Below are 25,483 nucleotides of genomic sequence, written 5' to 3' on the forward strand. Positions count from 1 at the left end.
TGGCGCTGGACTAAACAAAGGCCCCCTTTTAGGGGGCTCACACAAAGCCACCTTCTTTAGAAGGTGGTAATTTACTTTTGTCAGGTTTTCCAACCTTGTGGAATGCTTTGGTGAATGCAGTCTAAAAGTACGGATAAGCGCAGTGGTGGTCGTCCTGCTGGTGTATAGCAGTTAATGGAAATAGGCTCAGAAAGCCAACCTTCTAAGCAAGGTGTGATTCGCCCTGGGTGATGTTTCTCATAGCCGCATGCTGTCCAAGTCGGCAGCAGTCCAATACCATGACCATTCGCGATACTGTCTATTTGCATTGCTATGTTGTCGCTGTATAAGCGACTAACAAAGGGCTCTAAAAAGAACTCACCGTGTTGAGGGTGTGCTAGCATCAATCCATTTTCTTGCACTGAACCAAAATCGATCCATGGATGTGCTTCAAGTTCTTTGGGGTGCGGTATAGGCCCATGTTGTTTTAGATAATTTGGAGAGGCAAAAGGCGTATAGCGAAATACCCCCAGCACTTCTTTTCGCCAGTCTAGCTCTTTACGTTCACCGAGCCAGATGAACAAATCTGGGTCATGGTGCGCTTCAGAAAAGTCACTGGTAAGCTGAACTCTAACATCGGGATTATCAGCAAGAAAACGATTGAGTACGCCGCCGAGCCAGCTTCTAACTAAGGCGGTGTGACAAACAATATGCAGTGGCCCTGAAACTTGGTTCGTTAAACCTTGGAGTGCATCATAACTCTCTTCACTTAACTCAAGAATCTGGCGGCTGTAGTGGGCAAAGATTTCTCCAGCTCTTGTCAGAACTAATCGATTACCTTGTCTGGCGGTTAGAGCCTGACCGAAGTCTTCTTCTAATTGTGCCAAGCGACGACTTAGCGTTGATTTTGGCTGATTAAGGGCTTTAGCAGCGGCTGTCAAACTTTTATGCTGATTGAGCGCATCAAAGGCTCTAATTGATGCTAAGTCGTGCATATTTCTTTTACTCCTTACTGCGTTATGTACGAGTTCCATAAATGGAAAGAACCGTTCCATAACTCTCACTATGCATCTCATTCTATTTGTGAATAATTCACTTTCGAAAATAATAATCATTATCAATTATGGAGATGTAGATGTCTACTCTTAGACTGCCAGTTATTACCGCAACTGGTATTTTAGCCTTCGTCAGTGTCCCTCATGTTTTTGCCAATGATGCAGTTTCTAAAATGGAAACAGTGGTTGTAACTGCATCAAGCTACGAGCAATCTCAAGCGGACGCGCCTGCAAGTATTAGTGTGATTTCACGTGAGGAGTTGGACTCCCGTTATTACCGCGATGTGACTGATGCACTAAAAAGTGTGCCAGGTGTTGTCGTGACAGGTGGTGGTGATACTACCGACATTAGTATCCGTGGTATGGGTTCTAAATACACTTTGATACTGGTCGATGGTAAACGTCAAAGCACGCGTGAAACTCGTCCAAATAGTGACGGCCCAGGTATCGAACAAGGTTGGTTACCTCCTCTTCAAGCGATTGAGCGAATCGAAGTTATTCGCGGCCCAATGTCGACGCTTTACGGTTCTGATGCGATTGGTGGTGTGATTAACGTCATCACACGAAAAGATGCGTTAGAGTGGACGGGTAATGTTCAACTGGGCACGGTACTACAAGAGAATAGTCGCTCAGGGGGAGAGCAGAGCGCGAACTTTTTCGTTAATGGTCCGTTGGCTGAAAATTTATCTCTCCAAGTATATGGTCAGTACACAACCAGAGAAGAAGATGACATCGAATACGGTTATGAAGATAAAGATATGCAGAGTATCTCTTCAAAACTGACTTACCAGATTAATGATCGCCACTCGGTGCAATTAGAGGGCGGCACGTCGGCACAAAGTCGTCGTGGCAATGTGGGCCTTTCAGTGCCGACCACAGGGTGTCGTGGTGGGTGTGAAGATTCACTGAATGAATATCGTCGTAATTACGTAACGGTAAGCCACAACGGTGATTGGGATTCGGTGGGAATTTCAGATACTTACTTACAGCGAGAAGAGAGCGAGAACAAATCTCGTGAGATGACGATCACCAACACCACGTTCAAATCGAGCTTGGTGACTGGTATTGGAAACCATACGTTGACGACGGGTGTGGACGCTACTCATGCAGAGCTTGAGGATTTCACCTCCAACAAAGCGTCATCGAAGACTGAAACATCGAATACGCAGTGGGCTGTTTTCATTGAAGATGAATGGAGAATTGCTGATCCGTTTAGCGTTACGCTTGGCGGCCGTCTAGATCATGACGAAAACTATGGCGCGCACTTTAGTCCGCGTGTCTATGGTGTATGGCGAGTTGACCCGTCTTGGACTGTGAAAGGTGGCGTGGCAACAGGTTTCCGTTCTCCGCAATTACGTGAAATTACTCCTGGTTGGGCGCAAGTCAGTGGCGGCGGTAATATCTACGGTAACCCAGACCTTGACCCTGAAACGTCGCTAAACAAAGAAATCAGTGTCTTGTATCAAGGTGACTCTGGTTTAGATGTCTCTTTGACTGCGTTCCATAATGAGTTCAAAGACAAGATCACACGTGTTGTTTGTCCAGATACCATCTGTACAGATGGACCAAACCAATGGGGTGCAGATCCAACGTACCGCATTAACGTGGACGAAGCGGTCACACAAGGTATTGAAGCGACCTTAGCATCGCCATTAACGGAAACCATTTACCTTAGCTCGAGCTACACATTTACCGACTCAGAGCAAAAAACAGGTGAATACAAAGGCATGCCGCTGCAGCAGTTACCAAAGCATCTGTTTAATGTGGATGTGACTTGGCAAACGACAACAGATCTAGAGAGCTGGGCGAAAGTCACGTACCGAGGTAAAGAAATGGATCCGGTTACTGGCCCATCAAGAAACAGTATTGTAGAACCAGCTTATACCTTTGTGGACGCCGGTGTGACATACCAATTAACCGACAATACTCGTATTAAAGGCGCTATCTATAACTTGCTGGACGAGGAAATCAGTTACGAAGAATACGGATATATTGAAGATGGTCGTCGCTACTGGTTAGGTTTAGACGTCGCATTTTAATTATCTATCGTTGTAATAAGGTCGAGCATAGTCTCGACCTTTTTTAATCCTGCTTTACTGTGATTCAACAGGTGCGTTTGTCAGCCTGATCAGGTAGTATCTGTAACACGAAATTTTTGGTAGGGCGAAGGATAAATGCTAAAGGTTGCGATCAATGGATTTGGACGTATAGGTCGTAATGTTCTGCGAGCGGTGTATGAAAGCGGAAAACACCAGCAGATCAAGGTTGTGGCGGTAAACGAACTAGCACAGCCAGAGGCGATGGCACACCTACTGCAATATGACACCAGTCATGGTCGCTTTGGTAAAAAAATTTCCCATGACCAAGAACATTTGCATGTTCATCATGACAGCGGTGAATATGATTCCATTCGCATTCTCCATCTCTCCGAAATCGAATTACTTCCTTGGCGTGATTTAGAAGTTGATATCGTCTTGGATTGCACTGGCGTATTTGGTTCGCAAGCGGATGGGCAAGCGCATATAGAAGCAGGCGCGAAGAAAGTACTGTTTTCGCACCCGGGCGCAAACGACCTAGATAATACGATTATCTATGGCGTGAACCACGAAACTCTGAAAGACGAGCACCGTGTTGTCTCCAATGGCTCTTGCACCACCAACTGTATCGTTCCCATCATTAAAGTATTAGACGAAGCCTTCGGCATAGAGTCTGGCACCATTACCACAATTCATTCGTCCATGAACGATCAACAAGTAATTGATGCGTATCATAACGACTTACGCCGTACCCGTGCTGCAAGCCAATCTATTATTCCGGTGGACACTAAGTTGCATAAGGGGATTGAAAGGATCTTCCCGAAATTTTCCAACAAATTCGAAGCAATTTCTGTTCGTGTTCCAACGGTTAACGTCACTGCAATGGATTTAAGTGTCACAATTAGTACAAATGTGAAAGTTAATGACGTAAATCAAACCATTGTTAACGCATCTCAGTGTACATTACGTAACATTGTTGACTATACTGAATCGCCACTCGTTTCCATCGACTTTAACCACGACCCCCATAGTGCGATTGTGGATGGAAGCCAGACTAGAGTGAGTAACGGGCAACTCGTAAAAATGCTCGTTTGGTGCGACAACGAATGGGGCTTTGCTAACCGGATGCTGGATACTGCCTTAGCAATGCAAGCTTCTTCGCAAGTGGAACAGTAATGACGAAGAAGTGATGGAGAATTTTTATTTCTAGCCTTGAAATAAATCCATAATATCTCCATATCTATAACCAGTTTGAAGAATTAACAGGCTTGGCAGGGTTGCCGAGTTTTCAAAAACTTTAATTATTAAATATTTGAGAGGACACATCATGTCTGTAATCAAGATGACTGACCTGGATCTTGCAGGTAAACGTGTATTTATCCGTGCTGACCTAAACGTGCCAGTAAAAGACGGTAAAGTAACTTCGGATGCACGTATCATCGCATCTCTTCCAACTATTAAGCACTGCCTAGAAGCAGGCGCTAAAGTAATGGTTACGTCTCACCTAGGTCGCCCAACTGAAGGTGAATACGCTGAAGAGTTCTCTCTACAACCAGTTGTTAACTACCTAAACGACGCACTAGATTGCGAAGTGAAGCTAGCAAAAGACTACCTAGATGGCCTAGAGCTAAATGCGGGTGAACTTGTTGTTCTTGAAAACGTTCGCTTCAACAAAGGCGAAAAGAAAAACGACGAAGAGCTATCTAAGAAATACGCAGCACTATGTGACGTATTCGTAATGGACGCATTCGGTACGGCTCACCGTGCTCAAGCATCTACTCACGGCGTTGGTATGCACGCAGACGTAGCATGTGCTGGTCCTCTACTAGCGAACGAACTAGAAGCGCTAGGCAAAGCAATGGACAAGCCAGCTCGTCCAATGGTTGCTATCGTAGGTGGTTCAAAAGTTTCTACTAAGCTAACGGTTCTTGAGTCTCTATCTAAAATCGCTGACCAACTCGTTGTTGGTGGTGGTATTGCTAACACATTCATCGCAGCTGCTGGCCACAACGTTGGTAAGTCTCTATACGAAGCAGACCTAGTTGAAACAGCTAAGAAGCTAATGGACGAGTGTGCAATTCCAGTAGCAACTGACGTTGCATGTGCGAAAGCATTCGACGAGAACGCAGAAGCTGAAATTAAGCACGTTTCTGAAGTACAAGACGACGACATGATCTTCGACCTTGGTCCAGATTCAACAGCTGAACTAGCTGAAATCCTTAAAAACGCTAAGACTATCCTATGGAATGGTCCAGTAGGCGTATTCGAATTCAAGAACTTCGAAGCAGGTACTAAAGGTATCTCTGAAGCTATCGCAGCTTCTGAAGGCTTCTCTGTTGCAGGCGGTGGTGACACGCTAGCAGCTATCGACAAGTTCGGTATCAAAGCGGATGTATCTTACATCTCTACTGGCGGCGGCGCTTTCCTTGAGTTCGTAGAAGGTAAAGTTCTTCCAGCAGTAGAAATGCTAGAAGCACGCGCTAAGTAATTAAAGCAAAGCGGGGGAGTGATTCTCCCGCTTTCTTGTTTGCTGCAACGTGTGAGGAACTCTGCTAGAATAGCCTCAGTTGTGAGCAAACGTTTGCAAGATTTTCAACTTAACAAGTTTTGTTTAAAAACGACAGATAAATAGGATTACATCCATGTCTAAGATCTTCGACTTCGTAAAACCAGGTGTTATCTCTGGCGATGACGTTCAGAAAGTATTTGAAGTTGCAAAAGAAAACAGCTTTGCACTTCCAGCAGTAAACTGTGTGGGTACTGACTCTGTAAACGCAGTACTTGAAGCAGCTGCAAAAGTTAAAGCTCCAGTTATCGTTCAGTTCTCTAACGGTGGCGCTGCTTTCTTTGCTGGTAAAGGTCTAAAACTTGAAGGTCAAGAAGCTCAAATCCTAGGTGCTGTTGCTGGTGCGAAATACGTTCACGCTGTAGCTGAAGCTTACGGTGTTCCAGTAATCCTACACACTGACCACGCAGCTAAGAAACTACTTCCTTGGATCGACGGTCTACTAGACGCTGGTGAAGAGTACTTCGCGCAAACTGGTAAGCCACTATTCTCTTCTCACATGATCGACCTTTCTGAAGAGTCTCTAGAAGAGAACATCGAAATTTCTGCTAAGTACCTAGAGCGCATGGCTAAAATGAACATGACTCTAGAAATCGAACTAGGTTGTACTGGTGGTGAAGAAGACGGCGTTGACAACTCTGATATGGATGCGTCTGAGCTATACACTTCTCCAGAAGACGTTGCATACGCATACGAGAAACTAAGCGCAATCAGCCACCGTTTCACTATCGCAGCATCTTTCGGTAACGTACACGGCGTATACAAGCCAGGTAACGTTGTACTAACTCCAACTATCCTACGTGATTCTCAAGCGCACGTTTCTGAGAAATTCGGTCTTCCAGCGAACTCTCTAAACTTCGTATTCCACGGTGGTTCAGGTTCTTCTCTAGAAGAAATCCGTGAATCTATCGGCTACGGTGTAATCAAAATGAACATCGATACTGATACACAGTGGGCTACTTGGGATGGTATCCGTAAGTTCGAAGCTGAAAACCACGATTACCTACAAGGTCAGATCGGTAACCCAACTGGTGAAGATGCACCAAACAAGAAGTACTACGATCCACGCGTATGGCTACGTGCAGGCCAAGCTTCAATGGTTACTCGTCTAGAGCAAGCATTTGCTGACCTTAACGCAGTTGACGTACTATAATCGTTACTGATTAAGTTACTTAAAAACCCGCTCTTTGAGCGGGTTTTTTTTATATCTATCATTTTCTTCCCCTCTGCTTTCTCCCGATATTTTTATGCGTTAGGTTGTATTTGCTAGTTAGATATCTCACCTTTAACGTTTTTTTAAAGAAAACATGGGAATATCAGTCTTAAGAGTGGCGAAATCAGAGTGCATTGCGTAACCTGTAACAAGTCAGTGTCAGAAAGCTCTGATAAAGTCTTGTTTTGCATATCTTTGCGAAACTCTGACTTTGAAAAAAGTCAGAGTTGGGATATTGTGCCAAAAATCTGACACTGTTCAGTGGAGCAATAGGGATGTTGTTTTAGAAAAGAGCCTTTAAAAAACAAGGTTCATAAATTAACGGCAATTGGATTTATATCTCTTTATTTTTGAGGATAAGAATTATGGCAGGTGAATCGGTGGGTATCGATACCACTTTAACGGATGGTCTAACTCAGGCTGAAACTTGGCTGACAAACAATTCAGATCTACTGGTTCAGTACGGTGTGAACATTATCTCTGCGGTGCTTATTCTGTTTATCGGTAATCTTATCGTTAAGGCAGTCGCTGGTAGTGTTTCTAAAGTACTAGAAAAGAAAAACATGGATAAGGCCGTCGTTGAATTTATTCACGGTCTTGTTCGTTACTTGCTATTTGTAATCGTGCTAATCGCGGCTCTTGGTCGATTAGGAGTTCAAACCGCTTCTGTTGTTGCTGTGATTGGTGCGGCAGGTCTTGCTGTTGGTCTTGCACTACAAGGTTCACTATCAAACTTTGCAGCAGGCGTACTTATTGTTGCGTTCCGTCCATTCAAATCAGGCGACTACGTAGAAATCGGTGGTGTAGCGGGTAGTGTTGAAGCAATTCAAATCTTCCAAACAGTTCTAAAAACACCAGACAACAAAATGGTTGTTGTGCCTAACTCTTCAGTTATCGGCGGTGCCATTACTAACTACTCTCGCCATGCGACACGACGTGTCGACCTAGTGATTGGTGTTTCATACAAAGCAGACCTTAAACTAACGAAGAAAGTGATTCGTGAGACGCTAGAGAAAGATCCACGTATCTTGAAAGACCCAGATATCACAATTGGTGTACTTACGTTAGCAGACTCTTCAGTTAACTTTGTGGTTCGTCCATGGGTGAAAACTGCAGATTACTGGGGCGTATACTTTGATGCAATGCAAGGTATTAAAGAAGCATTGGATGAAAATGGTATCGAGATTCCATTCCCACAAATGGATGTTCACCTGAACAAAGTCGACGCTTAATTAAAAGCAGTCGATATTCAAAAGCGAGGCCAATAGGCCTCGCTTTTTTATATTTCGTAAAGGGTGTGATGACCAGCAAGTAAGAGGCGTTTTAGATGTTTACCTGCAAATCCAAATGTGAACTCAGGTAAGCCAGGCGTATAGAGCAACTCTTGATGTTGATAGAGATTGGTATCAACAATGATAGTGATGTATTCCGGTAAGCCTATTGGGCAAACCGCGCCGGGTACGCAACCTAACACTTCGACCATTTCATCGTCATTACAAATAGAGGGACGTTTACCTGTAATCGCTTTAATCTGCTTGGCATCGAGGCGCGAGTCCTTATCTGTCAGATAAACCGCGTAACCTTGTCCTTTGAGTGTTAAAAAGAGGCTTTTGGTATGCGTACCCGTCCAACCAAGCTCTCTCGCAATACGTATATCTGTCTCAAAGTCTAAGATGGCTTCGTGCTGCCATTCCCGAAAAGGAATAGAGAGCGCGTTGAATCGCTCTCTATTGTTGTTATAAATACGTTTTAGTGACTCCATGTCTTTGCTGCCTTACTACCTTATGATTACCAATACTTATCAATAAGCTCACTCGCTAAGATATACGCTATTGTGAACATCATCATTGCGATTGCAATGTCGATGGTTTTTTTCACTTTTGGTTTAGAGAGTGTTGGACCTAGTTTGGCGGCTCCTATCGATAAAGTGTAGAACCAAACAAAGGAAGCCATAATCGTACCTAGTGCAAAAGCAATGCGATCATGGCCTTCAAATTGTCCACCGATCGAACCTAGAATAACGACTGTATCTAAATATAAGTGCGGATTAAGCACAGTGACGGCTAACGCACCTAGAATAACCGTTCGACGACCTCGAGCTACGATCTCCCCTTTTGATTCCGATTCACTCTCTGGCTTAAAAGCACTTTTTAGTGAGAGCAGTCCATAGAAGCTCAAGAAAGCAATACCACCAAGTGTCACCGACGTCAGTAAGATTTCATTTTGAGACAGAATTGCACCACCACCAAAAATACCTAGAGAGATGAAAATCATATCTAGCACGCTACAAATAGTGGCGGTTGTTAGGTGGTGGTTACGCTTTATGCCTTGATTCAAAACATACGCATTTTGCGCGCCGATCGGAATGATCATTGATGCTCCTAAACCAAAACCTTGCAATAGAACCCACAAGCTCACACTTCACCTCACTTCAAAATAACAAATACATTTACAGAAAAGGGAAAGATAAAGCGTTTATCTAAATAAGTATAATTAATGATTTTAATCTTACATTAGATAGACTAATTTAACGGGAGGCGTTTGATCAAGAGTGAGAGGAAAGGTATGCGAGGGTTAGATTACAAATGGATTGAGGCATTAGACGCTATAGTTTATCAGGGTAGCTTTGAGCGTGCTGCTGAGTATTTATTTGTTTCTCAATCCGCCATTTCTCAACGTATCAAGCAGTTAGAGAAGTTTCTCGCGCAGCCTGTTTTAATTCGAAGCCAGCCACCTAAGCCAACGCCAATTGGTAAAAAATTGTTGGGTCTTTATCGGCGAGTACGCTTGCTAGAGCATGAAATTCTCCCCGAACTAAAGAATGATACCAGTACGCGACCTGTGCAACTCTCTTTAGCGACTAATGCAGATAGCCTTGCAACATGGCTACTGCCAGCGCTGCAAAATGTTATGAAGCAGCGTCAAGTTGAACTAAAACTGACTATCTATGGTGAATACCGCTCTATTGAAAAACTCAAAAGTGGCGAAGTGACAGGAGCGATCAGCTTGGAGTCCCAGCCAATCCCCGGATGCAGAGCAGACTATTTAGGTCGCATCGATTATGTTTGTGTCGCGAGCCCAGAGTTCTATCAGCGTTATTTTTCTAAAGGCGTAAATAATCAGACATTGGCAAAAGCACCGGCCGTTTCATATGACCAATATGATGATCTACATAAAACATTTCTTACCGAGCATTTTAACGTCAATCCTGACAGCGTTATTCATCACAACATCAGTAGTTCTGAAGCGTTTCTAAAAGTGGCGTTAGCTGGTGTTGCTTATTGCTTGATCCCCCGCTTGCAAATTACCGACGAATTAGACAGAGGTGTGTTGGTTGATGTGACTCCAGGTTTTTTAATGTCCCATCGGATTTATTGGCACCACTGGCAGTTAGAAACTGGGGTATTACAAGAAATCTCACACGCGATAGTCGGGTATGCGCAGCAGCATCTACCTCAATAAGTTTGTCAGAGCTGCATATCGTTAACTTAAGTGTGTTTTGTTTAAAAATTACGCCAATGTTACATAGTCAAAGTTGTGTTAGAAGTCACTATGGGTGCTTGGATAATCGGCGGAAGTTTCTATTATGAAACCACACGCTTTCTCAGCCATGATAGTGATGTTGGAATCTGAGATTAAGTACTTAATTTTGTATGGATGGATTTATTGAATGAAATTGTATTCATTTTTGCTGGCTTCAGCACTCAGCCTTACCAGTGCTTCAGTTTTGGCGAATACGCCAGAGTTTGCTCATGTTACGACAACGGGGTATGGCGAAGTGACGGCCACACCTGATATGGCTACGTTTTCTGTAAAAGTAGTCGATACGACAATGACGGCTGAACAAGCGAAATTGTCCGTAGATAAAACCGTTGAAGAGTTTCTAAAAAGCTTGTCGGATGCCGGCTTGTCAAAAGACAATATTACTAGCTCGAATTTATACCTTGCTCCTCAGTACCATTACCCTAAATCAGGAAAAGCAGAACTTGTTGGGTACCGAGCATCTCGCAGTATTGATGTCACGGTGAAGGATCTGAAAAACCTTAACCAATACCTAGATATGGCGTTAGAAGCGGGAATTAATCAGGTTGATAATATTCAACTTAAGGTAAGCAACCAAGCCGAGTATCAGCAAAAGGCACGAATGGCTGCGATTAAGGACGCAAGAGAAAAAGCAGGGTCATTAGCGACTGGTTTTGAGAAAAAGTTGGGCGATGTATGGCAGATCAATTACAGACAGATGCACGTTCAGCCTGTGTTAATGCGTTCAATGGCGATGGATAGTAAAGAAGGAGCGAATAGCTACCAAGATTCAACTATGATCATTCGCGATCAAGTCGATGTCATTTATAAGCTAAAGTAAGGCTTAGCAAACAGTGAAAAGCAAAAGGCAGGGAGTCATAACCCCTGCCTTTGTCGTTTCTGTTTCACTGTTTAGTGAAGGATACGAGCACGGATTGTGCCTTCAATGTTTTTGAGCTTTGTTAGAGCTTCTTCTGAGCGTTCAGTTTCAACGTCGATCACTACGTAGCCTATTTCAGCGGCTGTTTGTAGGTACTGCGCGGCAATGTTAATGCCTTCTTCAGCAAAGATGGTGTTGATCTGAGTTAGGATACCAGGACGGTTCTTGTGGATATGAAGCAGACGAGAGCACTCACCACTGTGTTCTGGTAATGACACTTCAGGGAAGTTTACGCTTGAAAGTGTCGATCCGTTATCAGAGTACTTAGCCAGTTTACCCGCCACTTCTAAGCCGATATTCTCTTGTGCTTCTTGTGTTGAACCACCAACGTGTGGAGTGAGGATGACGTTATCGAATTTTTGTAAAGGAGACTCGAACGGGTCAGCATTCGTTTTTGGTTCAGTTGGGAATACATCAATTGCAGCGCCGGCAAGGTGACCAGCTTCTAAGCTATGGCAAAGTGCAGGAATATCCACAACGGTGCCACGTGCCGCGTTGATAAAGATGGAGCCTGGTTTCATTCGAGCAAATTCAGCTTCACCCATCATGTTTTTCGTTTCCGGTGTTTCGGGAACGTGCAAAGAAATCACATCACATTTGTTCAGTAGTTCACTCATGGTATGTACTTGCGTCGCATTACCAAGGGACAGTTTGTTCTCAATATCGTAGTAGTAAACGCGCATACCTAAGTTTTCGGCAATAATACCAAGCTGAGTACCAATGTGACCGTATCCGATAATGCCAAGGCACTTACCACGAGCTTCGTAAGAGTTGTCTGCACTTTTCTTCCAAATACCGCGATGTGCAAGTGCATTCTTTTCAGGAATACCACGCACTAGTAAAAGGATTTGCCCAAGTACAAGCTCTGCCACGCTTCGAGTGTTAGAGAATGGTGCATTAAAGACAGGAATACCGCGTTTTGCTGCTGCATCTAGGTTTACTTGGTTAGTACCAATACAAAAACAGCCAATTGCAACCAGCTTGTTCGCCGCATTGATTACCTCTTCGGATAGGTTCGTACGGGAGCGGATACCAATGAAGTGCACGTCTTTTACCGCTTCAATTAGTTCTTCTTCCGGAAGGGAACCTTTATGGTATTCAATGTTGGTATAACCAGCTGCTTGAAGAACTTCAACTGAAGAAGGGTGGAGTCCCTCTAACAAGAGGATCTTAATCTTTTCTTTTTCCAGTGAAACTTTGGCCATTTTTTCTCGTCCTTAAAATGGAAAGGTGGGCTAATGTGGCGCACATTGGGCAAAACTATTAAAAAGGGGATAATTAACAGTTTTGTAGGAAGACAAACGTTTCCCTGTGCGTCTTCTGTTCAATAAAGTAACAAAAAAAAATTGCTTTGGGTAAGAAAATTACGGAATAAGAGATAATTTTCTTATAGAAAGGAATAAAAAACGGTGCCTTGCAGCACCGTATGTAATGAAATAACAGAAAAGTGAACCAGATAGGTTCATTTTGGGCTGTTATTTACTCTTCAATTTTTGCACCTTCTGGTGTGCCAGTGATCACTACGTCTGCACCACGATGAGCGAAAAGACCCACAGTCACCACACCAGCGATGCCGTTTATTTTGTCTTCCATTTCTTTCGGGTTGGTAATTTGCATATTGTGCACATCCAGAATCACGTTGCCGTTGTCAGTCACAACGCCTTCACGGTAAGCTGGATCACCACCTAGTTTTACCAATTCACGAGCCACGTAAGAGCGTGCCATTGGGATTACTTCAACAGGCAATGGGAACTGGCCAAGTACGTCAACTGCTTTAGTGCCGTCAACGATACATACGAACTTATCAGAGATTGCTGCGACAATTTTCTCACGAGTCAGAGCCGCGCCGCCGCCTTTGATCATTTCACGTGCTGGGTTGATCTCATCTGCGCCATCAACATACACATCCAGCTTCATTACATCGTTGCACTCGTATACTTCAATACCAAGCTCTTTAAGGCGCTCAGTTGAAGCGACAGAGCTAGACACTGCACCTTTAATATCATCTTTGATAGTGCCTAGTGCATCGATGAAGTGATTCACGGTAGAGCCAGTACCAACACCGACAATGCTGCCTTTCTCAACATATTTTAGTGCTGCCCAACCAGCCGCTTTTTTCATTTCATCTTGAGTCATGCCAATCTCCTGAATAGATGTTCGTTAACGTTTGCGGGCGTGATTATAGCGGCTTACTTGTCACTTTCCCATTGCCATATTTGGCTTGGGGTCACGATCTTAGGTAATGGAATATCCCAGCTTTCAATTGGTAAGCGTTCTACATGTTGGCAGTCATGAGCGATACCGACAGGTTTAGCACCCTCTCCAGTTATAAACCAACGTGACAGAGTACGATCGTAGTACCCTCCGCCCATGCCTAAGCGGTGTCCGATACTGTCGAACCCAACTAAAGGCGTGCAGATTAAATCAAGCTGGCGAACGGGTTTGAGGTGTCTGATATCGAGCTTGGGCTCTAAGATGCCGTACTTGTTGTAGACGAGCTGTTCATCACTTATATACTGAAGAAACAGTAACTGACCTTTAGAAAAGGGATGGATGACGGGCAGATAAACCGATTTTCCCTGTTGCCATAACCATTCAATGAGCGGTTTAGTATCAAGCTCACCGTCTGCAGAAAGGTAGATGGCAATATGTTGCGCCTGATCGATTTCAGGAAGTTGGGAAAATTGAGTAATAAGGTCGATTCCCGCTTGGTATTGTGTATCACTGCACAGAGCGTTGCGCTTTTCACGAATCAGTTTGCGGAAGTCTTGTCGAGAGAGGTCTGACATAGAGAGAATACCCCAGGGTGCCGTTGAGGATTGTGGCCCTTGAACCAGCTGGTTCAAGGCGGATCAGCAATGACAACCGTAGGCTTCTCGGTGCATGCCGAGCTTGCTCAATAGTTACCAAATACTAACCCTTAGGTATTGCTTATCGGCTCAGGGACTTAAATCCTGCTGACGCACACCCCAGGGTAAATTTTGTATTTACTGCTGTCCTTGCGTAACTTTGCTTAGTGCGTTCTCTAAAGACGCGGTGAGCTTTTCCATTCGCTCAGTAATTTCTTGCTGTTGACCATTGGATTCGTATGACTTGGTGTGCAACTCATAGCAAATATTCAATGCAGCAAAGGTCAGCAGTTGGATTTCATTGGTTACCTTAGTACGTTCGCTCATTTCTTTCAATCGGCGATCCAGATCTTTTGCCGCTGCAACAAGAGACTCTTCTTGTCCTGTCGGACAATTCACACGTGTAAGTTTGCCTAATATTTCAACGTCGATCGCTTGATTGCTCATGATGAATAAACTCTATATTCGCGCTATCTAAGGTGTTGCTTCATACAACTACCGAGGAGCAAACTATAGGAAAACCGCTATTAAGATTCAAGCATTTCCCATCACAGAAAGAGAAATGATGACGAGATCACACAGGAATTGGGCAAATTGAACAAATGCTGTCCAAAATTGAATTTGATAGCCGTTTCAGACCACTAACCTTGATGGTAGGATATACCAATACATTATTACGCAAGAATGAGCCAAGTTATGAGTGAAATCACCCTTCCTGAATACCAATCTATTGCTGCTGAACTGCAATCGGCAAGCCTGGCTGTGACACCGGCGGAGTTACATGGCTTATTTGTTGGCATGTTAAGTGGTGGATTGGCGATCAATGATCAAACTTGGCAGCCGATTCTTTTTGACTACACCAATGATGGGATGGGGTGGCCCTCGACAGCACTCACTTTTGCTCAGAGCATATTCAACGTTACTGTTAATGAGCTTACTGGCACATCAATGGAGCTGTCTTTACTATTGCCAGATGAGCCGGGCGAAGAAGGCTTATTCGCATTAGCCGACAGTGTGTCCGACTTTGTAAACCACTTTATTTCTGGGCTAGGTCTAGCAGGCGTTGCGCTTAACAAAGCATCTGATGACGCTAAAGAAGCACTGGCTGATCTAGAAGAGATTGCCAAATTAGGCATTGATGAAGATGACGATCTTGGTGAACAAGCGCAATTGCTAGAGCAAGTGATTGAGCACATCAAAGCTTGCGTACTAACGATTCATGCTGAATTTGGTGTTCGTCCTGAAAGCAGCGACAAAAAACCTACTATTCACTAATCGTAGACCGTCCAGAGGTTAGTATGAAGCAATATGATGTAGTCATTGCTGGTGGTGCCATGGCTGGTGCAACGTTAGCATTGGCGATTGACCATTTGTCTCAGGGAAAGCTCCGCATTGCCGTCGTTGAGCCTTTTAAAGCACAATCAGATATGCACCCTGGTTTTGACTCTCGCTCAATCGCATTGTCTTACGGTACTGTCAATCTGTTGCGTCAACTACAGCTCTGGACGTCAGTAGAACCGTTTGTCACCCCCATTGAACATATCCACGTTTCTGACCGTTCTCATGCTGGGATGACGGAGATTACCAAGCAAGAGGTTGGGGTGGGAGCTCTAGGGTATGTTGTAGAATTAGCCGATGTTGGGCGTGTATATCAAGAATTATTAGACAGCAGCGAATCAATTACGCTGTTTTGTCCTGACTCGGTTACTGATATCGAGCGCGAGCAAAACTGTACCCATGTGACGTTGAAAAGTGGTGAGCAACTTGAAGCAAAACTGTTGGTGGCTGCAGATGGTGCTGTTTCGACCTGTTGTCAGAAAATTGGTCTAGAACTTTCTGAGCAAGATTTTGAACAAGTGGCTGTCATTGCCAATATTGTGACTCAAGAATCTCATCAAGGTAGAGCCTTTGAACGTTTTACTGAAAATGGCCCTGTTGCTTTATTGCCAATGAGTGACAATCGAATGTCCTTAGTTTGGTGTTTGCACCCTGAAGAAGCCCAAGCCGTTCTTGAGTTATCTGATCAAGCATTTCTCCAGCGTTTACAGAACGATTTTGGTTGGCGTTTAGGCGCGATGAAAAAAGTGGGGCGCCGTGCAAGTTACCCATTGCTTCTTCGCCATCGAAAGCAAAACATTTCACATCGCTTTGCGATTGTTGGAAATGCGGCGCAAACGCTGCACCCGATAGCTGGACAAGGCTTTAATCTCGGTATTCGCGATGTAGTCTCACTAGCAGAAGAAATTGTGCAGCAAAGTGAGGATGTGGGTCTTTATCAAGGCCTGATGCGCTTTAGTCAACGTAGAGAAACAGATCGAAGCGAAACTATTTGGCTAACCAGTGCCTTGGTGCATGTTTTTTCAAATGATTTACCCGCGATGCGAATTGGCCGAAATACTGCCTTAGCAGCGATGGATAACCTTTCTATTTTTAAGCAGCCGCTACTACGCCATACACTTGGCTTGGTAAAACGATGAACGGCCGCACTGAATTAGGTAATAAAAAGCAATGATGCAAAGTGTAGATATCGCCATCATCGGCGGAGGGATGGTTGGGTTGGCACTTGCTGCCGCGTTCAAAGACAGTGATCTGCGTGTCGCCGTTATTGAAGGTAAAGTGCCAGATGATTCGTTGAAAGAATTGCCCGATGTTCGTGTGTCTGCGCTGAGCCGCTCTAGTGAGACGATTTTGCGTAAACTTGGTGCTTGGCAGGGCATAGAACAGCGCCGAGCTTCGCCTTACCATGGCATGGAAGTATGGGAACAAGATAGCTTTGCCAGCATTGAATTTAATGCACAAAGTATGGCACAACCTGATTTAGGACATATTGTTGAGAATCGTGTGATTCAACTTGCACTGCTTGAACAAGTCCAAAAGCTCGATAACGTCACGATGTTTATGCCTGCACGTTGCGCGACTCTCGCGGTCGGTGAGCAAGAAAGCTGGCTGACGCTCGATAATGGCCAAGCCATGACCGCTAAATTAGTGGTCGGAGCCGATGGGGCGAATTCGTGGCTTCGCCATCAAATGGATATTCCATTAACGCATTGGGACTATGGTCATCATGCTTTGGTCGCGAATGTCAAAACTGCTATGCCACACAACAGCATTGCGCGCCAGATATTTACTCCTCACGGACCGTTGGCATTTTTGCCAATGTCGCAACCAGATATGTGCTCTATTGTTTGGTCCACGGAGCCAAATCGAGCAGAGCAGTTAGTGGCAATGAGTGAACATGATTTCAATAAAGCGTTGACGAGTGAGTTTGATGCTCGACTTGGTCTATGTGAAGTAGTGGGAGAGCGTGCTGCGTTTCCTTTGAAAATGCGCTATGCGCGAGATTTTGTTGTCGAGCGAGTCGCGCTGGTTGGTGATGCGGCCCATACCATTCACCCATTAGCGGGGCAGGGTGTGAATTTAGGTTTATTAGATGCGGCCAGTCTTGCTCAAGAGGTATTAGCACTTTGGAAGCAGGGTCAAGATATCGGCAGTAAACGCAACCTAAGAAGCTACGAGCGTTGGCGAAAAGCGGAAGCGGCAAAGATGATCGCTACTATGCAAGGGTTTCGAGATTTGTTCTCTGGCGAGAACCCTGCTAAGAAGCTCGTTCGTGGCATTGGTTTAAGTTTAGCGGGGCAACTGCCGGGAGCGAAAGATGAGATCATGAAGCGCGCGCTTGGTTTAAAGGGACACTTGCCGGATCTGGCGCGTCAGTAAGTGCAAAGCAAACTTCAAATACACAAAAGGCTGGTTAATCCAGCCTTTGTTTTATCAACATTTTGCTAAGCATATGCGCATCGGAGTTTCATTATTTCTTGATTGATCTCTTTGACCGCTCGGAAATGGCGTTGCTCTGCTTTCTCCGGCAGTATTAACTTACCGTTATCAAACTCGAATCTACCGACCCCGTAAATATAAATTCTTCCTTTAAAAAGACGACTTATATGTTTAGCAATCATACTTGGTGTATAGCGCTTAAACAGTCTCATATTTACTTTCCTTTTATCTAACCTAGCCTAGGTATTCTACGTTCTGGACGCGAAAATTATTGTGACAGCAATAGTATTAAATACAGATGTAGGGTGTTGCGTCAGAGAATTGTGTTGTCTTAGACAATTTGACAGTGTCATCTCTTAAATAGCGTGAGGATTACCCCAAAAATAACCTCTCTAAAGGAACCCTTACGCCAATACACTCCTTTTTACGTGACGCATTAAGCAATAGTTTTGTTACAGAATTAAGAATAGAACGAAAACGGTTGTTTGCTAGTTGTTTCTATTAAGGTCGTGCTTCGCGTAACACACTTTACGTTCTAACGATTAGAGGAAATGAAAGAGAAAAAGTTCCACGTAAAAAAAAGCCCGCTTCAGCGGGCGAATAGTCACAGATGCATTACACAAAAGTGGATAACTAACTGCATGAATGCTGTCACTCAGCTAGCTGACTCACTTTATATTGGTTAAGTGCTTGTTTGAAACTTAACCAACAAATTCAGCATATACGAGTTTTATCTTTGTGACTATTTATGTTTTATATGTGATTAAAAATTCTCATGTCTATTTTTGTAGATATGAGCGAGATCACGCAGTGATAGAAACACTACGTGTCATTACATTGTTTTTAGACGATTAACGACAGATCTCAGCTACGGTCGGCTGGCACAATTGGATAAGATCTTGAATAGAAAGCGCCAGCCCAGCCATTCGATCGCCACTGCTGATCGTGACTTCCTGTTCTTCTAGTAAGCTAGGGTCGAACACGATTGGCATATGACGTTTGAGTAACAGAGGAGTGACAGTACCAATTTTGTAACCAGTGATGGACTCAACGTCGGCTTGATCAACACAAGTCATCCGGCGACATTTCAGTAACGAGCGCACTTTTTTGGGATCAACGCTACGATCACCTGGTGCACAGGCGAGTGCATATTGATTACCCATGTCTCGTAGCAAGATTGCTTTCACCATTTGAGAGGGGCGAATGCCGCGTTGGTGCGCGGCATCCTCAATGGTCGTTGCTGGTCTTTGATGCGGTAACAGACGAAACGGAATGTGTTGGTCTGTGAGAAATTGCATCAAAGGAGTATTGATTGTATTACTCATCATCAAGACTGTAAGGCAGTGATTCGATTGTCCATTCACATTCTGGTTGCGCAACTAAACGAAGACGAGTGTCTTCATCGAGATTATTAGGCAGCACGATCAGGCCAATCGCGTGATTGTCACTGAACTGGTAGTGATTTAATAAAGCACCTACTGAACGCCAGTTTTCACCTACGCTGCGTTCGAGCTCAATTGGTTCGTCACTGAATGGAGCAGAAGTTGCACCTTTTACGATATACATCGCACGTTTATTGGTACCGCGATACTTAGCTCGTGCTACCGTTTCTTGTCCTGTGTAGCAGCCCTTTGTGAAGCTAATGCCTCCTAAAGCTTGCACGTTGAGTGCTTGTGGAATGTGAGCATTCTGCGCGGATGCAGAGACAAATGGTAAACCAGCTTCAATGTCGAAACGATTCCAAAGCTCATTTGTCGTAAGGGCAGCATCTGTATTTTCAACGACTTGTTGTGCAGCTGGCGCACTTAATATCAGTAGCCAGCGGTTTTGTGAAACTTGTACCGCGGTGCCGCCTTCAACAGGGCGAACGCTGCCAGTCGTTTTGCTCATTGAAGAAATAAGCTCATCGGCTTTGACGCCGGCAACACCTAAGATAACTTCATCAGAAGCTTCAATCGTTACTTTAGAGAAAATGGCGTATTTTTTTATTTCGCTAAGTTCTACGTCAATCGCCGATTTTGGTTGGATCATGCCGTAGCCATCGTGGTGATGGAAAAGGCGGAACACACTCCACACTTTACCTTTCGCATCACAATGTGCGCCTAATGTTGATTGGTCTTGTTCTAAAGAAACGACATCGCAGGTAACCTGACCTTGTAAGTATGATTTTTTATCGTCACCGACCATGGTGATCATGCCGAAATTGTCCAGCAGCGAGATAGATAACTCTGGAAGTGCGTCTTGAGTTGAGATAGGTAGTGCTGAAAAACGAGTTTGCCATTCCATAATTACAATGCCTTTTGAAGATATTTTTCCGCTATGTTATACCCAAATAACCTTGAGATACTAGGGGAGCGATTTACGAATCAACATTTGTCTGCTTTCACTATCGTATTGTGACCCGCACACTAGTGACGTAGCACATCCCTTGTTACACTCCGCACTAACAACAAGACATCTATGAAGGAATAGTGAATGTACACTCCGGAAGAAAAAGCGCGTATTAAATGGGCTTGTCGTCGAGGCATGCTTGAGCTTGACGTAGTAATTATGCCGTTTTTTGAAGAGTGCTTTGATACTCTGAGTGAACAAGAGCAGCGTGACTTTGTTTCTTTACTTGAATGCGATGATCCTGATCTGTTTACTTGGGTAATGGGGCATGGCCGTAGCGAAAATTTAGGTCATGCAGCAATGGTTGATAAAATTGTCGCCCATAACCTCAGCAAAGTTCGTTAATTTTACTGCTTCTCCCTCTCTGACTGCCCGAGTCCTCAATGTTGTACTTTTCTTATTGATGACTTGGGCTGTTATCTTCTCTAGCATTCCGCTCGTATTATCGACTTATTTGTTATTACTGATTGTTAAGGCTCTCTCAAGCCAAGGCCTTGTTCAACCTACAAGTCATGGGCATTGGTATGTGCACTGCGATGGCTCGGTTAGGTTTGATGCCCTTGAGTATGGCGAATACTCGGAAGATATTGAGTCCGAAAAGGGTCATTTACAGCGAGTCGATACATCGGCATCACCATTCAAGATAACATTCCAATTGCAATCTGGCCGTAGTGTTACGATTTGGCGTGATAGCTGTGACGATGAGCAGTATCGTCAACTATCTTTGGTATTACGCCAATGGGAAATGAAACAGGGAGCTAATGCTCCCTGCTGATGTAATAGTTTACTTGGTAGAGTTAAAGCTGTTTAGCTGGAACCAAAATCGTTGGTCCGCTGTTTTCCAGTTGGTTCGGATAATCAAGCGTGTAGTGCAAACCTCGACTCTCTTTACGCTGCATCGCACAACGAACCATCAACTCTGCTACTTGTAAAAGGTTACGCAGTTCTAATAAGTTGTTCGACACTCGGAAATTGCTGTAGTACTCGTGTGTTTCTTGTTGCAACAGTTGGATGCGGCGTAAGGCGCGCTCTAAACGCTTGTCAGTTCGCACAATGCCCATGTAGTCCCACATAAACAGACGAAGCTCGTGCCAGTTGTGCTGAATGATCACTTCTTCATCACTATTGGTTACTTTGCTTTCATCCCAACATGGCACCTGTGAAGGTAGCTCAACGTTAGTGTGATGTTTTAGAATATCTTTTGCCGCAGACCAAGCATAAACCACGCATTCGAGAAGTGAGTTTGATGCCATGCGGTTAGCACCATGCAGCCCGGTGTAGCTAACTTCACCAATCGCATACAAATTTTTCAGATCGGTGCAGCCATTTCTATCCACCATGACACCGCCACAAGTGTAGTGTGCAGCAGGTACGATTGGGATTGGCTCTTTAGTCATGTCAATGCCCAAGTCCATCAAACGTGAATAAATGGTTGGGAAGTGTTTCGTAATAAAGTCAGCAGGCTTATGACTGATGTCGAGATACATACAGTCGGCGCCTAAACGCTTCATTTCGAAGTCGATAGCACGAGCCACGACGTCACGCGGAGCAAGCTCTTTACGTTCATCGAAATCCGGCATAAAGCGAGAACCATCTGGACGGCGCAGGTAAGCACCTTCGCCACGCAACGCTTCAGTCAGCAAGAAGTTACGTGCTTCTGGGTGATATAAACACGTAGGGTGGAACTGGTTAAATTCCATATTCGCCACACGACACCCTGCACGCCAAGCAATCGCAATACCATCACCAGACGACACATCTGGGTTAGAGGTGTATTGATAAACCTTTGAAGCACCACCTGTAGCGAGAACCACAAATTTGGCTCGCACGGTTTCGACATGCTCTTCGTTGCGGTTCCAAATATAAGCACCGATAACTTTGTTTTTATCACCGCCAATTTTGTCTTCGGTGATTAAGTCCAGAGCATTGTGACGTTCGAGAACATGAATGTTTGGATGGTTATGAGCGTTATCTTGCAGGGAGGTTTGCATCGCCATACCTGTCGCATCTGCCGCGTGAAGAATACGACGACGGCTATGACCACCTTCACGAGTTAAGTGGTAGCGAGGTTCATCGTCAGAGTCATCTTCTTCACGATCAAATGGGACACCACCGTCAATCAACCACTGTACACACTCTTTTGAATGCTCAGCAATGAACCTCACGGTCTCCTCATCGCAAATACCATCCCCGGCGATTTGCGTGTCTTCAACGTGTGAATCAATGGTGTCTGACTCATCAAATACGGCAGCGATACCGCCTTGAGCATAGTAGGTTGCCCCTTCGCTGCGTGGTCCTTTACTCAGCACCATCACCTTACAGTGGTTAGCAACGCGCAAAGCCAACGACAAACCTGCCGCGCCACTCCCTACCACTAATACATCACACTCATGTTCACGATTTGTGTTCATATAACTTTTATAATCCCAAGCTAAGGTAACAAAGTTACCTTGTGTATTATTTGCACACCATGTGCATTCCATTATCGCGACATCTGTCGCTAAGGGCTAAGTTGGGAGACCTATCGACGTCCGTGTTACGGCGGTGACTGAGCCACTCTTCTTTTTCATGCAGAGCATGAGCATGCTTCCTAAGTTATAATTTGTAACGCGGTGTTCAGATAGCCATTAGCCATGCAAATGAAAAGTAATAGTTTGTCAATGCCATTGCTTTTCCATGCTCGACCCAGCACAATCTGGGACAGAGATCATTCATTATACCCATTTCCCTCCAAGATGCTCGCTTGTCAAACTTAGACTAAAGTCAGGCAGCGGTGGTCATTTGGGTACAGACATCACACTGTGAAAAAACAATGACAAAAAACTTGAGAAACCATGGAACTTTCTCATTCACGTTAGGGTCACAATAGTGCTCAAGTAAGCAGTGGTGTCAATACTACGTTTTGCATAATTAGTACCCATATCTGAGAAGAGTAGGGGCATAACAAATAGGAGTATCCGCTCGAATGAACGAGCAGCTGACCGATCAAGTATTGATTGAGCGAGTTCAGAATGGCGATAAGCAAGCATTCAACCTGTTGGTAACAAAGTACCAGAATAAGGTATGTAATCTTATTTCCAGATACGTTAGTAATCCTGGCGATGTACCAGATGTAGCACAAGAAGCGTTTATTAAAGCTTACCGAGCTATCCCTAGCTTTCGTGGGGAAAGTGCGTTTTATACGTGGCTGTATCGCATTGCAGTGAATACTGCGAAAAATCACATTGTTGCTCAAGGGCGTAGACCTCCAGCGACAGATGTCGATGCTGAAGATGCTGAATTTTACGAAACAGGTAGTGCACTTAAAGAAATATCGAACCCTGAGAACTTAACGTTGTCCAAAGAATTGCAACGGGTGGTGTTCAGTGCAATCGAAGCTTTACCTGAAGATTTAAAAACCGCAATGACATTACGAGAGCTCGATGGCTTGAGTTATGAAGAAATTGCAGAAGTGATGGATTGCCCGGTAGGAACGGTACGATCGCGTATCTTCCGTGCTCGTGAGGCGGTGGAAAAGAAAATCAGACCTCTTTTGCAACGCTAGTACAAGTAATAACTATGGTGAAAATAATGGCTGACAAAGAAAAACTTTCAGCTCTCATGGATGGAGAATTGGTCGATAAGGCTTTAATTCAAGAGTTAGAGCAAGACCAAGAGAGCCGTGATGCTTGGCAGAACTATCACCTGATTGGTGATGTGATGCGAGGCGAAGCGCCAGCAAAACCTGAGTGGAATATTGCTGAAAGCGTGGCGTTAGCGTTAGAAGATGAACCTGCACACCGTGCGTTTGATTCGCACAGTGCAAATGTTATCTCAATTGCGGATACGCCAAAAGAGTCGCAACCAGAACCGCAAAAAGCAAAACGTCAGTTGCCAGGTTGGTTGACGCAGTTTGGTCAAGTTGCTGTTGCTGCATGTGTATCGCTTGTTGTTATTTTAGGTGTACAGCAGTACGGTGGTAGCGATTCAATGTCGCCGCAAACAGATCAATTACCTGTATTGCAGACGGTTCCGTTTGCTGGCAGCGCAGAACCAGTGAGTTTGACTCGTGAGTCTGTAGAACGTTCTGTAGGCGAGGCAAATATGCAAGAGCAGCGCAAGCGTGTTCATGCTATGCTGCGAGACTACGAATTGCAGTTACGAATTAACAGTGATGCATCTCAACAAGATGCAAATCTGAATCCGGATATTGAATGAAAAAATTTCTGATCAGCGCTTGCGCTCTGTTCAGTATGATGTCTTCTCAAGCCTTTGCTGGTGATAAGCCAGCGGAGGCTTTATTGCATCAAATGAGCGAGGCGAGTAAGAATTTAAGTTACGAACTCTCTTATATCCTTATCAAAAAGAACAGCATTGAGCCGTTGCTGTATCGTCATGCCACGCATGGTGACGATCAATATGCTCATCTTGTCTACTTAAGTGGCCCTGTGCGTGAAGTGATTCGTCGCGGAACTGAAGTAAGTTATATCGAAACGGGTTTAGAACCATTCACCATCGAGTCAGGTAAAATGGTCGCTCCGACTATGCCTATGCTCAACACCAATATCGATGAGCTAAACTTGTATTACGACTACGTAAAAGTGGGTAGAGCTCGTGAAGCTGGTGTGGCAACACAAGTGCTGCGTATTGTTCCTAAAGACGGTCTGCGCTATTCATACGTACTATGGATCGATGAGAAGAGTAAATTGCCGTTACGTGCCGACCTTGTGGACCGCGATGGTGAGATGCTTGAACAATATCGCACTATTTCTTACACGGTAAACCCAAAAATCGCAGAGTTAATGAGTGGCCTGCAAGATGTTCAATTACCTGCTGTTCTCACCATGCCAAAAGGCGATATTGGGACCAGTAATTGGCAGGTTGGTTGGATCCCTGAGGGTTTCGAGCCGAACGAGCTCAACCGCTATCGTATGGCCGTTACTAACCAAATGGTGGAGAGCCAGCTGTATTCTGATGGTCTGTTTAGCTTCTCTGTTTACGTAGCAAACAAGGATGAGCATTCGTTAAAAGGGCAGTTGGTTCGCCAAGGCAGAAGAACGCTACACAGTTTTGTGAGTGGTCAACATGAAATCTCTGTTGTAGGAGACATTCCACCGACCACAGCACAGCGTATCGCCCAATCTGTCACATTTAATGTAACAAAGAGTAAATAACA

The 25,483-nt window shown here is 44.5% G+C and carries 26 protein-coding genes and 1 other RNA gene; 15 read left to right on the forward strand and 12 right to left on the reverse strand.

Annotation, left to right across the window (positions count from 1 at the left end):
- Positions 1–80 precede the first annotated feature (80 nt).
- Positions 81–974, reverse strand: a complete 894-nt coding sequence (locus R7Q09_RS16485) for a LysR family transcriptional regulator (protein ID WP_017633561.1) — start codon at positions 972–974, stop codon at positions 81–83.
- A gap of 140 nt (positions 975–1,114) precedes the next feature.
- On the opposite strand from R7Q09_RS16485, the gene R7Q09_RS16490 reads away from it, so the two are divergent.
- The 5 genes from R7Q09_RS16490 to mscS all read left to right on the forward strand — a co-directional run bounded on the left by R7Q09_RS16490 (position 1,115) and on the right by mscS (position 8,081).
- On the forward strand, positions 1,115–3,073 hold the full coding sequence (locus tag R7Q09_RS16490; RefSeq protein ID WP_053306783.1) for a ligand-gated channel protein: 1,959 nt from the start codon (positions 1,115–1,117) through the stop codon (positions 3,071–3,073).
- Positions 3,074–3,208: 135 nt separating this feature from the next.
- Positions 3,209–4,246, forward strand: coding sequence for an erythrose-4-phosphate dehydrogenase (gene epd / locus R7Q09_RS16495; RefSeq protein WP_005384545.1), 1,038 nt, complete (start codon positions 3,209–3,211; stop codon positions 4,244–4,246).
- A gap of 151 nt (positions 4,247–4,397) precedes the next feature.
- Positions 4,398–5,558, forward strand: coding sequence for a phosphoglycerate kinase (locus tag R7Q09_RS16500; protein WP_005384547.1), 1,161 nt, complete (start codon positions 4,398–4,400; stop codon positions 5,556–5,558).
- A 154-nt stretch (positions 5,559–5,712) separates the two neighbouring features.
- A complete protein-coding gene (fbaA, locus tag R7Q09_RS16505) occupies positions 5,713–6,789 on the forward strand; it encodes a class II fructose-bisphosphate aldolase (RefSeq protein WP_005380996.1) in 1,077 nt (358 codons plus the stop codon).
- 425 nt (positions 6,790–7,214) lie between these two features.
- Positions 7,215–8,081: a small-conductance mechanosensitive channel MscS gene (gene mscS / locus R7Q09_RS16510; RefSeq protein WP_005384548.1), complete on the forward strand. Its 867-nt coding sequence runs from the start codon at positions 7,215–7,217 to the stop codon at positions 8,079–8,081.
- A 47-nt stretch (positions 8,082–8,128) separates the two neighbouring features.
- On the opposite strand, the gene R7Q09_RS16515 is transcribed toward mscS, so the two are convergent.
- Together R7Q09_RS16515 and R7Q09_RS16520 are read right to left on the reverse strand one after the other, a co-directional pair.
- Positions 8,129–8,611, reverse strand: coding sequence for a YbaK/EbsC family protein (locus tag R7Q09_RS16515; protein ID WP_005380994.1), 483 nt, complete (start codon positions 8,609–8,611; stop codon positions 8,129–8,131).
- Between the two features lie 26 nt (positions 8,612–8,637).
- On the reverse strand, positions 8,638–9,267 hold the full coding sequence (locus R7Q09_RS16520; RefSeq protein ID WP_025998531.1) for a LysE/ArgO family amino acid transporter: 630 nt from the start codon (positions 9,265–9,267) through the stop codon (positions 8,638–8,640).
- 147 nt (positions 9,268–9,414) lie between these two features.
- Between R7Q09_RS16520 and R7Q09_RS16525 the strand changes: the two genes are divergently transcribed.
- Together R7Q09_RS16525 and R7Q09_RS16530 are read left to right on the forward strand one after the other, a co-directional pair.
- Entirely contained in the window at positions 9,415–10,311 is an 897-nt protein-coding gene (locus R7Q09_RS16525) for a LysR family transcriptional regulator ArgP (protein ID WP_318071130.1), read from the forward strand.
- 208 nt (positions 10,312–10,519) lie between these two features.
- On the forward strand, positions 10,520–11,212 hold the full coding sequence (locus tag R7Q09_RS16530) for an oxidative stress defense protein (RefSeq protein ID WP_318071131.1): 693 nt from the start codon (positions 10,520–10,522) through the stop codon (positions 11,210–11,212).
- Between the two features lie 71 nt (positions 11,213–11,283).
- Here R7Q09_RS16530 and serA read toward each other — a convergent pair whose 3' ends face one another.
- The 5 genes from serA to R7Q09_RS16555 all read right to left on the reverse strand — a co-directional run bounded on the left by serA (position 11,284) and on the right by R7Q09_RS16555 (position 14,607).
- Positions 11,284–12,516, reverse strand: a complete 1,233-nt coding sequence (gene serA / locus R7Q09_RS16535; protein ID WP_005384551.1) for a phosphoglycerate dehydrogenase — start codon at positions 12,514–12,516, stop codon at positions 11,284–11,286.
- Between the two features lie 274 nt (positions 12,517–12,790).
- On the reverse strand, positions 12,791–13,447 hold the full coding sequence (rpiA, locus tag R7Q09_RS16540) for a ribose-5-phosphate isomerase RpiA (RefSeq protein ID WP_005380982.1): 657 nt from the start codon (positions 13,445–13,447) through the stop codon (positions 12,791–12,793).
- Positions 13,448–13,500: 53 nt separating this feature from the next.
- Complete coding sequence (locus tag R7Q09_RS16545) at positions 13,501–14,100, reverse strand: 5-formyltetrahydrofolate cyclo-ligase (protein ID WP_005384552.1); 600 nt, start codon at positions 14,098–14,100, stop codon at positions 13,501–13,503.
- 5 nt (positions 14,101–14,105) lie between these two features.
- A non-coding RNA gene (gene ssrS / locus R7Q09_RS16550) (6S RNA) lies at positions 14,106–14,290 on the reverse strand.
- An 8-nt stretch (positions 14,291–14,298) separates the two neighbouring features.
- The gene (locus R7Q09_RS16555) at positions 14,299–14,607 is read right to left on the reverse strand and encodes a cell division protein ZapA (RefSeq protein ID WP_005384553.1); all 309 of its coding nucleotides are present in this window, start codon (positions 14,605–14,607) and stop codon (positions 14,299–14,301) included.
- Between the two features lie 249 nt (positions 14,608–14,856).
- Between R7Q09_RS16555 and R7Q09_RS16560 the strand changes: the two genes are divergently transcribed.
- The 3 genes from R7Q09_RS16560 to R7Q09_RS16570 are packed head-to-tail and all read left to right on the forward strand — an operon-like array spanning position 14,857 to position 17,877.
- On the forward strand, positions 14,857–15,435 hold the full coding sequence (locus R7Q09_RS16560) for a YecA family protein (RefSeq protein ID WP_005380976.1): 579 nt from the start codon (positions 14,857–14,859) through the stop codon (positions 15,433–15,435).
- Positions 15,436–15,458: 23 nt separating this feature from the next.
- Positions 15,459–16,637 carry a 2-octaprenyl-6-methoxyphenyl hydroxylase gene (gene ubiH / locus R7Q09_RS16565; protein WP_054575404.1) on the forward strand — a complete coding sequence of 393 codons (1,179 nt, stop codon included), beginning with the start codon at positions 15,459–15,461 and terminating at the stop codon, positions 16,635–16,637.
- A gap of 31 nt (positions 16,638–16,668) precedes the next feature.
- Positions 16,669–17,877: an FAD-dependent 2-octaprenylphenol hydroxylase gene (locus R7Q09_RS16570; RefSeq protein WP_033907445.1), complete on the forward strand. Its 1,209-nt coding sequence runs from the start codon at positions 16,669–16,671 to the stop codon at positions 17,875–17,877.
- Between the two features lie 65 nt (positions 17,878–17,942).
- Here the strand turns inward: R7Q09_RS16570 and R7Q09_RS16575 are convergent, their stop codons facing one another.
- The 3 genes from R7Q09_RS16575 to ygfZ form a co-directional block, all read right to left on the reverse strand.
- Positions 17,943–18,149, reverse strand: a complete 207-nt coding sequence (locus R7Q09_RS16575; RefSeq protein WP_005380970.1) for a DUF1107 domain-containing protein — start codon at positions 18,147–18,149, stop codon at positions 17,943–17,945.
- 639 nt (positions 18,150–18,788) lie between these two features.
- Positions 18,789–19,262 carry an aminoacyl-tRNA deacylase gene (locus tag R7Q09_RS16580; protein ID WP_005384562.1) on the reverse strand — a complete coding sequence of 158 codons (474 nt, stop codon included), beginning with the start codon at positions 19,260–19,262 and terminating at the stop codon, positions 18,789–18,791.
- Positions 19,255–20,223 (reverse strand): tRNA-modifying protein YgfZ, encoded by a 969-nt coding sequence (ygfZ, locus tag R7Q09_RS16585; protein ID WP_238843837.1) that lies wholly within the window; start codon positions 20,221–20,223, stop codon positions 19,255–19,257. The genes R7Q09_RS16580 and ygfZ overlap by 8 nt, the downstream gene beginning before the upstream one ends.
- Positions 20,224–20,412: 189 nt before the next feature.
- Between ygfZ and R7Q09_RS16590 the strand changes: the two genes are divergently transcribed.
- Together R7Q09_RS16590 and R7Q09_RS16595 are read left to right on the forward strand one after the other, a co-directional pair.
- Positions 20,413–20,673 carry a succinate dehydrogenase assembly factor 2 gene (locus R7Q09_RS16590; protein WP_005380951.1) on the forward strand — a complete coding sequence of 87 codons (261 nt, stop codon included), beginning with the start codon at positions 20,413–20,415 and terminating at the stop codon, positions 20,671–20,673.
- The gene (locus tag R7Q09_RS16595; protein WP_230623489.1) at positions 20,642–21,103 is read left to right on the forward strand and encodes a protein YgfX; all 462 of its coding nucleotides are present in this window, start codon (positions 20,642–20,644) and stop codon (positions 21,101–21,103) included. The genes R7Q09_RS16590 and R7Q09_RS16595 overlap by 32 nt, the downstream gene beginning before the upstream one ends.
- 22 nt (positions 21,104–21,125) lie before the next feature.
- Here R7Q09_RS16595 and nadB read toward each other — a convergent pair whose 3' ends face one another.
- Positions 21,126–22,739 carry an L-aspartate oxidase gene (nadB, locus tag R7Q09_RS16600; protein ID WP_005380947.1) on the reverse strand — a complete coding sequence of 538 codons (1,614 nt, stop codon included), beginning with the start codon at positions 22,737–22,739 and terminating at the stop codon, positions 21,126–21,128.
- 554 nt (positions 22,740–23,293) lie between these two features.
- On the opposite strand from nadB, the gene rpoE reads away from it, so the two are divergent.
- Genes rpoE through rseB form a run of 3 tightly spaced genes read left to right on the forward strand, consistent with a single transcriptional unit; the run spans position 23,294 to position 25,481 of the window.
- Positions 23,294–23,872: an RNA polymerase sigma factor RpoE gene (gene rpoE, locus R7Q09_RS16605; protein ID WP_005380946.1), complete on the forward strand. Its 579-nt coding sequence runs from the start codon at positions 23,294–23,296 to the stop codon at positions 23,870–23,872.
- Between the two features lie 26 nt (positions 23,873–23,898).
- Complete coding sequence (locus tag R7Q09_RS16610; RefSeq protein ID WP_005380944.1) at positions 23,899–24,525, forward strand: sigma-E factor negative regulatory protein; 627 nt, start codon at positions 23,899–23,901, stop codon at positions 24,523–24,525.
- A complete protein-coding gene (gene rseB, locus R7Q09_RS16615) occupies positions 24,522–25,481 on the forward strand; it encodes a sigma-E factor regulatory protein RseB (protein ID WP_005380941.1) in 960 nt (319 codons plus the stop codon). Before R7Q09_RS16610 ends, rseB begins: the two co-directional genes overlap by 4 nt.
- Positions 25,482–25,483: the final 2 nt, after the last annotated feature.

Source organism: Vibrio sp. 2130-1 (genome assembly GCF_033339515.1).

Excerpts from the sequence above, each read along its gene's own strand:
- R7Q09_RS16485 (WP_017633561.1), bottom strand. The coding sequence starts at position 974 with ATGCACGACTTAGCATCAATTAGAGCCTTTGATGCGCTCAATCAGCAT.
- R7Q09_RS16490 (WP_053306783.1), top strand. The coding sequence starts at position 1,115 with ATGTCTACTCTTAGACTGCCAGTTATTACCGCAACTGGTATTTTAGCC.
- epd (WP_005384545.1), top strand. The coding sequence starts at position 3,209 with ATGCTAAAGGTTGCGATCAATGGATTTGGACGTATAGGTCGTAATGTT.
- R7Q09_RS16500 (WP_005384547.1), top strand. The coding sequence starts at position 4,398 with ATGTCTGTAATCAAGATGACTGACCTGGATCTTGCAGGTAAACGTGTA.
- fbaA (WP_005380996.1), top strand. The coding sequence starts at position 5,713 with ATGTCTAAGATCTTCGACTTCGTAAAACCAGGTGTTATCTCTGGCGAT.
- mscS (WP_005384548.1), top strand. The coding sequence starts at position 7,215 with ATGGCAGGTGAATCGGTGGGTATCGATACCACTTTAACGGATGGTCTA.
- R7Q09_RS16515 (WP_005380994.1), bottom strand. The coding sequence starts at position 8,611 with ATGGAGTCACTAAAACGTATTTATAACAACAATAGAGAGCGATTCAAC.
- R7Q09_RS16525 (WP_318071130.1), top strand. The coding sequence starts at position 9,415 with ATGCGAGGGTTAGATTACAAATGGATTGAGGCATTAGACGCTATAGTT.
- R7Q09_RS16530 (WP_318071131.1), top strand. The coding sequence starts at position 10,520 with ATGAAATTGTATTCATTTTTGCTGGCTTCAGCACTCAGCCTTACCAGT.
- serA (WP_005384551.1), bottom strand. The coding sequence starts at position 12,516 with ATGGCCAAAGTTTCACTGGAAAAAGAAAAGATTAAGATCCTCTTGTTA.
- rpiA (WP_005380982.1), bottom strand. The coding sequence starts at position 13,447 with ATGACTCAAGATGAAATGAAAAAAGCGGCTGGTTGGGCAGCACTAAAA.
- R7Q09_RS16545 (WP_005384552.1), bottom strand. The coding sequence starts at position 14,100 with ATGTCAGACCTCTCTCGACAAGACTTCCGCAAACTGATTCGTGAAAAG.
- R7Q09_RS16555 (WP_005384553.1), bottom strand. The coding sequence starts at position 14,607 with ATGAGCAATCAAGCGATCGACGTTGAAATATTAGGCAAACTTACACGT.
- R7Q09_RS16560 (WP_005380976.1), top strand. The coding sequence starts at position 14,857 with ATGAGTGAAATCACCCTTCCTGAATACCAATCTATTGCTGCTGAACTG.
- ubiH (WP_054575404.1), top strand. The coding sequence starts at position 15,459 with ATGAAGCAATATGATGTAGTCATTGCTGGTGGTGCCATGGCTGGTGCA.
- R7Q09_RS16570 (WP_033907445.1), top strand. The coding sequence starts at position 16,669 with ATGATGCAAAGTGTAGATATCGCCATCATCGGCGGAGGGATGGTTGGG.
- R7Q09_RS16575 (WP_005380970.1), bottom strand. The coding sequence starts at position 18,149 with ATGAGACTGTTTAAGCGCTATACACCAAGTATGATTGCTAAACATATA.
- R7Q09_RS16580 (WP_005384562.1), bottom strand. The coding sequence starts at position 19,262 with ATGAGTAATACAATCAATACTCCTTTGATGCAATTTCTCACAGACCAA.
- ygfZ (WP_238843837.1), bottom strand. The coding sequence starts at position 20,223 with ATGGAATGGCAAACTCGTTTTTCAGCACTACCTATCTCAACTCAAGAC.
- R7Q09_RS16590 (WP_005380951.1), top strand. The coding sequence starts at position 20,413 with ATGTACACTCCGGAAGAAAAAGCGCGTATTAAATGGGCTTGTCGTCGA.
- nadB (WP_005380947.1), bottom strand. The coding sequence starts at position 22,739 with ATGAACACAAATCGTGAACATGAGTGTGATGTATTAGTGGTAGGGAGT.
- rpoE (WP_005380946.1), top strand. The coding sequence starts at position 23,294 with ATGAACGAGCAGCTGACCGATCAAGTATTGATTGAGCGAGTTCAGAAT.
- R7Q09_RS16610 (WP_005380944.1), top strand. The coding sequence starts at position 23,899 with ATGGCTGACAAAGAAAAACTTTCAGCTCTCATGGATGGAGAATTGGTC.
- rseB (WP_005380941.1), top strand. The coding sequence starts at position 24,522 with ATGAAAAAATTTCTGATCAGCGCTTGCGCTCTGTTCAGTATGATGTCT.